This window comes from Micromonospora sp. NPDC047548 (assembly GCF_040642975.1).
In the GTDB taxonomy this organism is placed as follows: domain Bacteria; phylum Actinomycetota; class Actinomycetes; order Mycobacteriales; family Micromonosporaceae; genus Micromonospora.
Genome location: NZ_JBEYTI010000042.1, coordinates 1 through 13,094 on the forward strand (window position 1 = coordinate 1; position 13,094 = coordinate 13,094).

The 13,094-nt window shown below is 68.8% G+C and carries 6 protein-coding genes and 1 pseudogene; 5 read left to right on the top strand and 2 right to left on the bottom strand.

The features are described from left to right. The first annotated feature begins 226 nt into the window (after positions 1 to 226). Entirely contained in the window at positions 227 to 910 is a 684-nt protein-coding gene (locus ABZ807_RS27525) for a GntR family transcriptional regulator (RefSeq protein ID WP_357163953.1), read from the top strand. Positions 911 to 1,483: 573 nt separating this feature from the next. Here ABZ807_RS27525 and ABZ807_RS27530 read toward each other — a convergent pair. Then, positions 1,484 to 1,579: pseudogene (locus tag ABZ807_RS27530) on the bottom strand (integrase); the annotation flags it as partial. 456 nt (positions 1,580 to 2,035) lie between these two features. Between ABZ807_RS27530 and ABZ807_RS27535 the strand changes: the two are divergent. From ABZ807_RS27535 to ABZ807_RS27550, 4 genes are all read left to right on the top strand, one after another. Continuing rightward, entirely contained in the window at positions 2,036 to 2,164 is a 129-nt protein-coding gene (locus tag ABZ807_RS27535; RefSeq protein ID WP_357163956.1) for a hypothetical protein, read from the top strand. 378 nt (positions 2,165 to 2,542) lie between these two features. After that, positions 2,543 to 5,467 (top strand): AAA family ATPase, encoded by a 2,925-nt coding sequence (locus ABZ807_RS27540; RefSeq protein WP_357163958.1) that lies wholly within the window; start codon positions 2,543 to 2,545, stop codon positions 5,465 to 5,467. Between the two features lie 239 nt (positions 5,468 to 5,706). Further along, positions 5,707 to 10,074, top strand: coding sequence for a S8 family serine peptidase (locus ABZ807_RS27545; RefSeq protein ID WP_357163961.1), 4,368 nt, complete (start codon positions 5,707 to 5,709; stop codon positions 10,072 to 10,074). Between the two features lie 214 nt (positions 10,075 to 10,288). Then, on the top strand, positions 10,289 to 10,507 hold the full coding sequence (locus ABZ807_RS27550) for a transposase (protein WP_357163964.1): 219 nt from the start codon (positions 10,289 to 10,291) through the stop codon (positions 10,505 to 10,507). A gap of 108 nt (positions 10,508 to 10,615) precedes the next feature. Here the strand turns inward: ABZ807_RS27550 and ABZ807_RS27555 are convergent, their stop codons facing one another. Continuing rightward, positions 10,616 to 12,766: a sialate O-acetylesterase gene (locus tag ABZ807_RS27555; RefSeq protein ID WP_357163967.1), complete on the bottom strand. Its 2,151-nt coding sequence runs from the start codon at positions 12,764 to 12,766 to the stop codon at positions 10,616 to 10,618. Between the last annotated feature and the right edge of the window lie 328 nt (positions 12,767 to 13,094).

The window sequence follows — 13,094 nt, forward strand, 5'->3', positions numbered from 1 at the left end:
AGGAGATCACCTGGCCACCAGCATGGATTTCTGCTGTCCGCCCACAAGGAGAACCCAAGGCCATCGGACAGGACTTCGTCCTGACCCTTGACAACTGCGGCCGTCCACCAAGATCGCGCCTCTCCCACCGCTGCGCGGGGCAGCCGTCGGCGCACACGCGCCAGACGCATACTTGTTGTATGGGTGGCCGCGCCCGGCGGTAGCGTAACAATGGAGGGGAGAGTCGTTGGCAAACAGCGCAAGTGCAGCTGAACGCGCCTACCAGGCGATCCGCGATGGCATCCTCAACGGCGTCTACCCGACGGGGACCATGCTGGGCGAGGAGGTCCTGGCCACCGAGATCGGTGTTAGCCGCACCCCGGTACGGACCGCGCTCGCTCGGTTGCAGGACGAAGGTTGGATCGTCATCTACCCCAAGCGTGGCGCGCTCGTTCAGGGACTCAGCGAGCGGGCGGTGACCGACCTGGCGGACGCCCGCCTGATCCTGGAGTCCACCGCGGCCAGCCGGGCCAGTGCCGAGGCCAGGGAGGTGCTCGCCGAGCGCTTGTGCCGGTTGATCGCGGCACAGCGTGAGGCGTTCCAGGCCGATGACGTTCGGCGTTTCATCGAGTTGACGATCGAGTTCCACCGCATTTTCGTGGAAGCGGCAGGCAACGACATCCTGCTCGAGCTCAACGATCGGCTAGCCGACCGGCAGCGATTCCTGCTGTTCAGCTACGGCGACCGGCTCCTCGCCCGGTGCGCCGACATCATCGTCGAGCATGAGATGCTCGCCGAGCGTCTGCGCACCGGTGATGGCGTTGGGTTCGCTGATGCTCTGCGGAAGCATCTGGTCGACACCTACGGCACCCAGCTCGGCGAGGCTCCCCGTAGTCTGCGGTCGGCGGCACCGACGGCCGGCGGCAGGTAGTCGTCTGGCGCCGGTAAGTTGGCAGACACCAGAGCCGAGCTGTTCGCCCACGGCGATGTTCCGCGGGTGTCGGTAGTGGTCGCGCCGGCGGTGATGACGATGTCTCCAGTTTTCGTGAGCGAGACGGGGATCACACTGCGCTGGGCGCCTGACCGTGCTGCCGGAACGGCGGATGACCGGGGCCAGGCCGACGTAGCCGGCCAGGAGCGGGGAAGACGGTGCCAACGCCGACTTCGAGCAGAATACGGGCTTGTGGGCCTGACACCGATGCCGGACGTCGAGGTCAGGACCCTCAGGCGGGTTGCGCTTGCCGAAAATGCCATCCGGCCAGGTCAGGCTCCATGTCGGTACTCGTGGAGGATGCCGCCTAGGCGGTCGCGGCGGCGTATGTCGTCGAGTCGGCATGAGGCGCGGTGCCGAGGTTGCCCCCAGCTCCGTTTCCTCATGCCGCTCGCCGAACCGTACGTGCGAGTTGGCCCCGCATACGGCTCTCCACGTCGTCGCGTGCAGTGGGCGGGCCTTGGCAATGCCCTGGTGGGGCCGGTGGGAGTTGTAGAACCGCTCGTACTCGTGCAGGGCGTGGAGCAGGTGCCGCTGGTTCCAGATCAGGGTGCGGTCGAGCAGTTCCCGTCGGCAGGTCTGCACCCATCGCTCCATGAGGGCGTTCATTCTCGGCAATCGGACGCCGCTGAGCACTCTCGATCTCCGCGTCGTTGAGCACGGTGTCGAACAGGGAGGGGAACTTTCCGTCGCGGTCTCGGATCAGGAACCGTGCCCGGCGGTCGGTGTCCTCCAGGTCCATCACCAGGTTCTTCGCGGCTTGGGCTACCCAAGAGGCGGTCGGGTGGGCGGTCGCGCCGAGGATGCGGATCCGGCGACTGGCATGCTCGATGACCGCCAGCACGTACATCCGAGTCCCGGTCAGGGTGACGGTCTCGAAGAAGTCGCAGGCGAGCAGGGTGTCGGCTTGGCAGCGGAGGAAGTTGGCCCAGGTGGTGGATGTGCGCTCGGGTGCCGGGTCGATCCCGGCATCGTTGAGGATCTCCCGCACGGTGGAGGCGGCGGTCTTGATTCCCAGGACGAGCAGTTCGCCATGGGGACCTGGTCTGGCTGGATGGGGTCGAGGTGGAGGCGTCCGCCGACGACGGTGCCACCTGGCTTCCCGCAACGGCGAAGAACAAGAGCGACGGCCAATACAAGGTGTCCGTCCGCAACCCGGCATCGGGCTACGTGTCACTGCGCCTGAAGGCATGAGACGCCAACGGCAGCCAGATCGAACAGACACTGATCAGGTCGATGGCCAGCCGGCATCTGCGTCGTCGGCAGAACCAGCCAGCGACGGTGAAAGCTTCTTCGGCAGACCCGAAATCCACTACGCCACCGAATCTCGTAGAGCGCCGAGATGCGCACCCAGTCGGTTCCCTCCGGCGGCCCGTTCCCGGCCTCGTGGCAATGCTGCCCGCTCTGCAGGCATCGCCAGGTTCCACACCGATCACCACAAATAGGAGCTGTTGCCGCTGTTGGCCGCAATCTTGGGCGTTCGGGCTGGTTGACAGTGAGGCAGAGACATAGAGAATCAAGGCGTCTATTTGATCTAGACCGAGGAGCCCTGTGATGTCGGGTTCAGCCGGTATGCGCGGCGGCGGCGACGCGCGGTTCCCCCGGTTGGCCTCGCCAGCCTTTGTGGGCCGGGCCAGGGAGTTAACCGCGCTGGCGCAGGCGATGGAGCAGGAACCGGCGCTGGTTCTGGTCGAGGGAGAGGCTGGGATCGGCAAGAGCCGTCTGGTGCTGGAGCTTCTGGCGTCTCCGGCGATGCGGGCGCGGCGTGTTCTGGTCGCGGTCTGTCCGCCGTTTCGCGAACCGGACACGCTCGGCCCGCTGTTGGATGCGGTACGGCAGGCGACCGAAACGGTTGCGGGTCTTGGGTTGAGCGCGCTGGCCGGGACGCTGCGCCCATTCTTTCCCGAGTGGGCAGCGGACCTGGGGCCACCGCCGGAACCGCTCGATGACCCACGCGCGGGGCGGCACCGGTTGTTCCGCGCGTTGGTGGAGCTGCTGGACCGACTACGCATCGCAGTACTGGTTGTGGAGGACGCGCACTGGGCGGACGAGGCCACTGTGGAGTTTCTCCTGTTCCTCGTCACGCGTCCGGTTGTCTGGTCCAGCTCTCGCCCAGGGCTGCTTGTTACGTACCGGCCGGAGGATCTGCCCGCGGATACGCCGGTGGTGCGGCTGTCCTCGCGGCGGCCGGCCGGGACCATCCAGCTGCGTATCCCGCTGGGTGGCCTCGACGTGGCCCAGACCGGCCGGTTGATGTCTTCGATGCTGGCGGGCGAGAGCATCTCCGCCGAGTTGGTGGAGTTTCTGCATCGGCACACTGCCGGGATCCCGCTGGCGGTCGAAGAGGTGTTGCGCCTGCTGTATGACCGTGCCGATCTGACCTATCGTGGCGAGGGCTGGGCGCGGCGCCGGTTGGACCGGATCGACATTCCGGCCACGGTCCGTGACGCCGTGCTCGAACGGGCCGCGCGGCTCGGCCTCCCGGCCCAGGCGGTGTTGCGCGCCGCGGCCGTGTTCGCTGACCCGTCGGACGGTGCGTTGCTCGCCGCGGTCAGCGGTCTGGCCTCCGGTGACGCGGATCAAGGCCTGTCCGAGGCCATTCAGACCGGTCTGCTGCAGCAGGACTCGCGCGGGTTGTTCTCGGTGCGGTACCCGCTGGCGGCCCGGGCGGTGTACGACACGATTCCGCCGGCCGAGCGGCGTGTGCTGCACCGCCGTGCGGCCGAGCTCCTCCAGCACCGTACGCCCGCACCGCTGGCCCGTCTTGCCCGCCATTTCCGCGAGGCCGGCGAGATCGCCTCGTGGCTTCGGTATGCCGAGCTGGCCGTGGATGTGGCGCTCGGGTCGGCCGACGAGGCCGCGGCGGCGGCCCTGCTGTACCAGCTGCTGGAGAGCCCGGAGCTGCCCGTGGGCGACGTGGCCCGTCTGGTGAACAAGGTGCCGTTCGTCGGGTTCACCGGTCCGGCTCGCCTGGACATTTTGGTGCGGGCGCTGCGTCGGGCTGTGGACTGCGCTTCGCTGCCCGTGCGCGAGCGCGGTTTGGCACGGCTGCACCTCGCCCGGGTGCTGTCGGTGGGGGGTGAGATCGCCGCGGCCCACAACGAGGCGGAACGGTCAGTTGCGGAGTTGCCGCCTGGGTCGCTGGAGGCGGTGTGGGCGATGGTTCTCCTGGGCCGGCCAGCGTTGTTCGCCGGGACCATGGCCGCGAACCTGGATTGGTTGCGGCGCTCGGCCGCCACGCGCGAGTCCGGGTGGTCACCGGCGGACCGGCTCAACCTCGTCGTCAGCCGGGCGAGCGAGCTGCTGAGAATGGGCGAGGAGTCGGGGTGGGTCGAAGCGGCCACGATTCCGCAGGACGTTCCTGGTGCGACGACACGTCAGCATGTGACCCGGGGGCACCTGAACTTCGGAGATGCCGCCATGTACTGGGGCCGCTACCACCGGGCCCGCCGTCACCTGGCCGTCGCCCTCACCCTCGCCGAGCGGCACGACCTGATGGCGATACGGGACGCGGTGCTCGCCACCCAGGTGCACCTGGACTGGTTTGTCGGCGAGTGGACCGACCTGGCCGAGCGGGCGGAGGCCGTGGCTGGTGCCGATGACCCCTCACCTATCATCTGGGCCGAGGCGAAACTGGTCGCCGGCATGGTCCGCGCGGCAACGGGCGCAAGCGTGCCTGATCTCACCGCGGTGCTCGACGTGGCCCGGCGGCACAGCCTGGCCGAGCTCTACATGGAGACCGCCGCCGCGATCGCCACGTCACGGCTGGCCGATGGTGATATCGACGCCGCACTGTCCGTCACCGAGGAACCAGTACGGATCGTCGCGGCCAGGGGAATCTGGCTGTGGGCTGTCCCCGTGGTGCCGGTACGAGTCGACGCGCTGGTCGCCGCCGAACGGTTGGACGCGGCGGCGGACCTGGTCCGGGACTTCGCACGAGGCATGCGCGGGCGGGACATCCCCGCGGCGCGGGCGGCGCGGGTCCAGGCCCGCGCCGCGGTCGCCGAGGCTTGCGGCGATCGGTGGCGCGCGGCTGCCCTCTACCGGCGTGCCGCCGACATCTGGTGGTCACTGCCGCGACCGTACGCCGCCCTGCGCGCGGCGGAGCTGAGCGCGGCGAGCGACCCGACCGATGGCGGGCAGGCGGACCTGGCCGAGGTGCTGGAAGGGTTCGCTGCGTTGGGTGCCAGCCGCGACGCCGACCGGGTACGGCGCCGGCTGCGCGATCTCGGTGTGTCCGCGCCCCGCCGCGCGCGCGGCCGACCCAGTTACGGAGATCGGCTCTCGCCGCGGGAACTGGACGTGGTGCGGCTGCTGCTCGCCGGCAGGACCAACCGGCAGATCGCCGAGGATCTCGTGCTTTCCGTGCAGACGGTGGCAGGCCATCTCAAGTCGGCCATGCGGAAGCTGCGCGTCCCGTCCCGTACCGCGGTGGCGGTACGGGTCGTGGAGCTGGGACTGCTGTCCGAGGATGCCGCAACCGCTGCCGACGATTAAATCAGCGCGTCGGGATATTTAAACACCTCATCCGACCAGTCGCGCGTGTCACCGGCACGGGCTGAGACTGCGGCAATGGAAGAACGCGAGCGGACCCCAGCGGCACAAGAGCCGACGCCGGGCGGCCCCCCGCCACACGTGGCGGAGCCTTCGCCAAGGCTTGATAACAGTGGGTCGTTTTCGAGGAGGCCGCACCAATGCTGAGACGTCCACACAGGAGGCGCCTCGCCAGATGTCTGGTGAGCGCCGGCGCGGCGATGGTCCTCGCCGCAACAGGGCTGGCCACCACCGGTTCAGGTGCACAGGCGGCACCGACCGGGGCAGGAGATGCCTCCCCGTCGGACAAGATCCGTCCGGAGCTCACCAGGCAGCTCCAGGCCAAGAGCGAGGGCGACTTCTGGATCCACTTCAAGGACAAGGCGGACCTGAGCCAGGCCAGTGCGATCAAGGACTGGAACAAGCGGGGCACCGCGGTCGCCGAAGGGTTGCAGAAGACCGCCGCCGCAAGCCAGGCCAAGATCCGGGCTGAGCTCAACAGCTCGGGCGTGAAGTACCAGACCTTCTGGGCGACCAACGCCATCAAGGTCAGCGGCGGCTCGTCGTCGATGGTGCAGAACTTCGCCACCCACGCCGAGGTCGAGGGCCTGTACGCCCCGGTCGCCTACGAGGCGCCCAAGATCACCGAGGGCACCGACGAGAAGGCCGTGAACGCCCTCGAGTGGGGCATCGCGAACATCAACGCCGACGACGTCTGGTCCCAGTACGGCGTCAAGGGTGCGGGCATCACGGTGGCGAACATCGACACCGGGGTCCAGTTCGACCACCCGGCGCTGGTGAACTCCTACCGCGGCAACAACGGCGACGGCACGTTCAACCACAACTACAACTGGTACAACGCCGCTGCGACCTGCGCCACCGCGCCCTGCGACAACAACGGCCACGGCACCCACACCATGGGCACCATGGCCGGCTCCGACGGCGCGAACCAGATCGGCGTCGCGCCCGCGGTCAAGTGGATCGCGGCGAACGGCTGCTGCCCCAGCGACGCCGCGCTGATCTCCTCCGGCCAGTGGATGCTGCAGCCCCGGGACCTCAACGGAAAGAACCCGGACGCCAGCAAGCGGCCGAACATCATCAACAACTCGTGGGGAAGCCAGTTGCCCTCCAACGCCCCGTTCATGGAGGACGTGACCGACGCGTGGGCCGCGTCGGGCATCTTCGGAGCCTGGTCCAACGGCAACATCGGTCCGGGTTGCCAGACCAGCGGCTCCCCGAGCAGCCGGATCAACAACTACGCCACCGGCGCCTACGACATCAACAACAACATCGCCAGCTTCTCCTCCCGTGGCGCCGGGCAGGACGGCGCGATCAAGCCGAACATCTCGGCCCCCGGCGTGAACGTCCGGTCGAGTATTCCGGGCAGCGGCTACTCCAGCTACAACGGCACCTCGATGGCCTCCCCGCACCTCGCGGGCGCGGTCGCGCTGCTGTGGTCGGCGGCGCCGGCGCTGGTCGGTGACATCAACGCGACCCGCGCGCTGCTGAACACCACAGCGGTCGACAAGGAAGACCTCCAGTGCGGTGGCACCGCAGCGAACAACAACGTCTACGGTGAGGGCCGGCTGGACGCCCTTGCGCTGGTCAACGCCGCCCCGATCGGCGACACCGGCACCCTGGCCGGCACGATCACCGACGCGAGCACCGGTAAGGCGATCGGCGGTGCCACGGTGGCCCTGACCGGTCCGGCGTCTCGCCAGCTGACCACCGGGAGCGACGGCAAGTACTCGTCGCGGCTTCCGGCCGGCGACTACCAGGTCGCCGCGTCGGCGTACGGCTACGAGACCAAAACGGTGTCGGCGACGATCACCAAGGACACCACCACGACGACCAACGTCGCGCTGGCGGCGGTACCGAGCGTCACCGTCAGCGGGTCGGTCACTGACGGTTCCGGACACGGCTGGCCGTTGTACGCGAAGGTGAGCGTCGAGGGCGCGTCGGGTGTGTCCGACTACACCACGCCCGCCGACGGTCGCTACAGTTTCAAGATCGCGAGCGGGGCGACCTACAAGGTGAAGGTCGAGCCGCGGTACTCGGGCTACCAGACGGTGACCAAGGACGTCGTCGTCGGCTCGAGCGACGTCACCCAGGACATCGCCGTGCCGGTGGACTTCAACGCGTGCAGCACGACGGCGCCCGGGTACCGGTACAGCTCCGACGGCGTGTACGAACCCTTTGACGGCACCACGGTGCCGGCGGGTTGGTCCGTGGTGGACGGTCTCGGTAACGGCCAGGTCTGGCAGTTCAACGACCCCGGCAAGCGCGGCAACCTGACCGGCGGCACCGGCAACTTCGCGGTGCTCGACAGCAACATGTACGGCAGCAACCAGCGGCAGGACAGCTCGCTGGTCAGCCCGGTCGTCGACCTGACCAACGTCGCCGCTCCGGTGATCCGGTTCAACGAGGACCACCGGCAGTGGGGCGCCAACCGCGCGGACGTCGATCTCAGCCTCGATGGCGGCACCACCTGGACCAATGTGCTCCGGGAGGCGGACCCCGTCCGCGGACCGCAGGTGACCGAGGTCAAAATCCCGCAGGCGGCCGGCAACGCGCAGACCAGGGTCCGGTTCCGCTACTACAACTCCGTGTGGGGATGGTGGTGGCAGGTCGACAACGTGCTGATCGGCAGCGAGGTCTCCTGCCAGCCGGTCGAGGGTGGACTGGTGCTTGGTCATGTCCGTGACGAGAACACCGACAGCTACGTCAACGGTGCCACCGTCACCAGCGACGACCGGACGGCCGAGAAGGTCACCACCGCCGCGACCCCGGACGACGCCAACCTGCCGGACGGCTTCTTCTGGATGTTCTCGTCGCTGACCGGGTCGCACAAGTTCACCGCGAAGGCCGGCAACTACGTCAGCCACAGCAAGGACGTCGACGTCCAGAAGAACGGGGCGACGTCCGCGACCTTCCAACTCGCCGCCGGCCGGCTGTCGATCGAGCCGACCTCGGTGAGCGGGACGGTCCAGATGCCCACCGGCACGGTGAACAAGACGTTCACCGTGACCAACACCGGCGGCGTGCCCGTCGACGTCCAGTTCGGTGAGCGGGACGGCGGCTTCGAGCTCCTCCGGGCCGACGGGTCCCGGCTGAGCAAGCAGGAGATGCTCGCCGCCGACGGCGCACCGGAACAGCGGCTCAACGTCCCGACGTCGTTCGCCGCGCTGGCGACCGGCAAGGCGGCCACGGCAACCACCGCGGCCGGCCCGCAGGCCGAGCCCTGGACGAACATCGCGCCCTACCCGGCGAAAGTGATGGACAACCGGGTGGTGAACCTCGACGGCAAGGTGTACTCGATCGCCGGCGCCACCGGCACGTCGAACTCGGCGAAGAACTACGTCTACGACCCGATCGCGCAAACCTGGGCGGCGATCGCCGATCTTCCCGGTGCGCGTAGCGCCATGACGGTGGGCGTCGTGGGCGGGAAGATCATCGCGACCGGCGGCTGGGGGGCGTCCGGCCCCGACGGCACCACCTGGTCCTACGACCCGGCGGCCAACACCTGGACGAAGAAGGCCAACAACCCGGTGCCGCGCGCCGCGGCCGGGCCGGCGGTCGTCGATGGCAAGCTGTACGCCATCGGTGGTTGCACCACGTCGGGCTGTACGCCGATGTCGAACTCCGCCGTCCGGTACGACCCGGGCAGCGACACCTGGGAGACGTTGCCCAACTACCCGAAGTCGGTGGCGTTCGCCTCCTGCGGCGGGATCGACGGCGTCGTCTACTGCGTCGGTGGTCACGACGGGGTGTCCGCCGCGCAGAAGGCGGGCTACGCCTTCGACCCGGAGGCCAACGCCTGGACCGCCATCGCCGACGCCCCGGTCGGCAGCTGGGCCAGCTCGTTCGCGGTCGCGAACGGCAAGCTGCTGGTCGTCGGCGGTGATCAGGGCGGAGCCGTCACCAACGCCGGCTTCTCCTACGACCCGGCCACCAACGCGTGGTCCAACCTGCCGAACGCCAACACCGCCCGGTACCGCGGTGGCGCGGCGTGCGGCTTCTACAAGATCGGCGGCTCGTCCGGTGGCTTCAACGTCACGCCGGACAGCGAGGCGCTGCCCGGGCTCGAGGAGTGTGCTGAAGGCCCGGTGGACGTCAGCTGGATGACGATCGACAAAACGTCGGCCACACTGGCACCCGGTCAGAAGGTCACGGTCACCGTCGGGATGACGGCGAACGTCGACCAGCCCGGTGCCTACACCGGTTCGATTACGATCAAGGAGAACACGCCGTACACGGTGCAGCCGGTGCCGGTGACGATGAACGCGCAGCCTCCGAACACCTGGAACAAGCTGATGGGTACGGTCACCGGGACGAGCTGCCAGGGTGCCACCTCACCGCTCCAGGGTGCGACCATCCAGGTCATCTCGAAGGCCCTGTCGTGGACACTCGCCACCGACGCCCAGGGTAAGTACGCCTACTGGCTGGACCGTCGACACAACCCGTTGACTGTCGTCGTCGCCAAGGAAGGCTGGCAGCCCCAGACCCGTCCAACGAAGATCATCTCCACCCCGAGGGTGGAGGACTTCAATCTGTCCCCGATCCGCTGCTGACAACTGAACAGTGACAGGATCTGGCCCGCCTGGTTGCGACCAGGCGGGCCGGAACGGCTCCGTAGGGTGCGAACCGCGGCGCCAGGTGTGGTCAGGCCCAGGGCGGTGGTGATCATCTGCGCCATGCCTGCGCGATTCCTGAACAGGGTCCTTCCTCATCTGTCCAACGTGGTTGTCGACACGGTCGATTGGTCAGCTGACTCGATCCTGGTGCGTGGCCGCTCCCGCACTCGCCGGGGACGTTGTCCACGCTGCGGTACGCCACCGGGTGCTGACCGACTATGTCCGTCATTTCAACGAACACCGGCCGCACCAGAACCTCAAGCAGTGTCCGCCGTTGCGCGAGCCGGGCACGGTGATCGACCTGAACGCGCCGGTCCACCGAGGACGGGTGCTCGGCGGGGTGATCAACGAGTACCGCCGAGCGGCGTGACCGCCGTATCGGTCGTCCCCGGTGACCTGCAGCGCGGGGTTTGGTGCGGTACAGGCAGACAGGGAGGGCCCGGTCGCCACGGCGGCCGGGCCCTCCGTCTCGGCCCGGTCAGGCGATCGGCAGGTTGTAGAAGGTCAGCAGGCCGCTGCCGGTCGCGTTGACGATCCACGGTCCGGCCCGCAGATGGCCGAGGTAGCTCACGCCCGTCGCTCCGTCGGCGGGCGCGGAGAGCGTCAGCGTCAGCCGGCCGCCGGCGAGGTATTCGACCTCCGTCACGGTGGCCGTGGTCCCGTTGACCCGGAAGTCCGCCGCCGAACCCGGCTCGACCGTCAGCGGGTCGTCGCTGCGCAACCGGATGGTGATCTCCGTGCGCTCGGCGTTCGAGAACGCCGCGGTGCTCGGGTTCGGCGGGGCGACCCCCTCGCCGGGCCCGTGGTAGAGGTCGCGCGCCACCACCGCGAACGTGTGGTCGCCCATCTCCCGGTAGCCCTGCTCCCAGGCGTAGTGGCAGCCGTCGTGTCCGGAGAGGCCGTTGGTCGACAGCAATGTCACGCCGAGCGTGTCGCCCATCTGCCGCTGCGCCTCGCGCAGCGCGCCGGTGGTGCTGTTGCCGCATGGCGAGGTGCGCACCTGGTAGACGAAGTACCGGGTACCCTCGGCGACGTCGGCTCCCAGCTCGGCGCGCCAGTCGTCGAGTAGCGCGGTGAAGCCGGTGACGTGTACGGACGCGTTGTCGTTGTCGGACTCACCCTGGTACCAGAGCAGCCCGCGGACGTCGCCCAGCACCCCCGCGCCCACCAGGCGTTGGCGCAGTCGGCCGTAGTTGGTGCTGATGTCGTCCGGGTTGGCGTCCTTGCGCTGGAAGAACGAGATCGGCTGGCCACCGTGCGCGCCGTTGACGACCGCCACCGGCACCTGGTAGGTGTCCGTGATACGCCGGGCCATCCGGATGCCCCACTGCCCGATCGAGCCGGGCTGGTTGGTGACCTCGCTGCCGGCGTAGTTCCAGTGCCGGTCGGCCGCGGACAGGACGGGATCCGCTGTGGGAGACCCGTAGCTGCGGATGAACGGCGACTCCTCGCCGGCTGAGGAGCCGTTGTAGGTGGCCGACACGGCGTTGGACTGGCCCTGGATGACGTAGACGTCGCCGGCCACGATGCCTTCCCAGACGCCCACCCGGCGCGTCACCTGGGCACCCAGCGCGCGTAGCTCGAACCGGTACTCCCGCAATCTGGCGTCGATGCGGGGGCGGAACGAGAAGTCGTGCCGGTGGGTAACCTCGGCCGTGTAGGTCCACTCGTCGTCGCCGCTGGTGACGTGGAGCTGCACCGCCTTGACCCGCGGATCGGTGATCATGCCGGACACCGGCACGATGGCGCCGTTCGCGGCGTCCCGGGAGTACAACTGACGGTCCTGCGGGTGTTGGTCCAGGGTCAGCACGGAGGACCGGGCGTACACGGTCAGCCGCCGTTGGGTGAACGTGCCGGCGTTCCCGGCGAACGTCCAGTCCGGATGACCGGTCGGCGCGGACCCAATGCCGAGCGAGAGCGCCGCGCCGGTCGAGGTGAAGGTGTTGACCGCGAACACGGTGCGCGGCGCCGCCGGCGACGGCCGGCCGGCGCCGACCTGGTGCACCTGGAACGACCCGTATCCGCCAGAGGAGTTGACGGCGTCGTCGGCGTCGTAGAGCGCGGACGAGGCCCCGGAGATCTGCCGGGACGAGCCCGCGCTGTACGTGTTGGGCCACATCTCCAGGTAGCCCGCCAGGCCGGTGCCCGTGGTCACGTCGGGAACATTGGAGGCGACGTCCAGGTCGTTGACCCGCTGGCGGGTGATCTCGCCGGTGCGGGTCGGCAACCCGAGCTGGTGCGCGTCCGTCGTGAAGGGCTCCATGGCCGTCCAGACCCACTGCGGGCCTGCCGGCCCATTGAGCTCGAGGCAGTAGCCGACCCGGTCGAAGCCGGCGGCGACCGTGTCGGTGCGGTCGAAGGTGTACGGCGGGGTCTGGTTGAGCCACCTCGCCTGAGTCGGGAGGTCGAGCGACAGGACGGGAGTGAAAGCGGCCGTGCCGTCGACGTTCGCGGAGCAGCCCGTGTCATCGACCGCCTGGTCTGCGGCGAGCGTGGGGCCGGCGGCGGCCGCCGGCTCGGACACCAGCGCGATCGAGGACAGCAGCAACAGGCCGGCCGCGGCGAGGGCGACGCCGCGCAGTCGTGGCGCCGCATCGCGGAGCCCTGGGGAAAGGGATGGACGGGGCATGACTCGAACCTCCAGCAAGGTCGTAGTTCGCGTCCGCCGGAACGACGTGCCCCATGACTAGCAGCGTACATTCACCAGCAGCAATGCCGTTGCGGTGAGTGGTTGGATCCTCGCGACGGGGGCGCGCTGTGGGGCGACGAGCGGGCGACCGGCTGCGTCCACAGAGGCTGCGGGTGCCGAAATTGCTATCCGTGCAGGACACGCGGCATGTTCATACCTGTGGATGATGCCGCCGAGGCGGTCACGCCGACGGATGGTGAGGTTCGTGATCGCGGCAGGGTCGGAGATCGGCTCTGGTAGCGGTCGTAGGGGACTGGTCACGGCGAGG

Coding starts and splice junctions, on each gene's coding strand:
- ABZ807_RS27540 (WP_357163958.1), top strand. CDS start 2,543: ATGCGCGGCGGCGGCGACGCGCGGTTCCCCCGGTTGGCCTCGCCAGCC.
- ABZ807_RS27555 (WP_357163967.1), bottom strand. CDS start 12,766: ATGCCCCGTCCATCCCTTTCCCCAGGGCTCCGCGATGCGGCGCCACGA.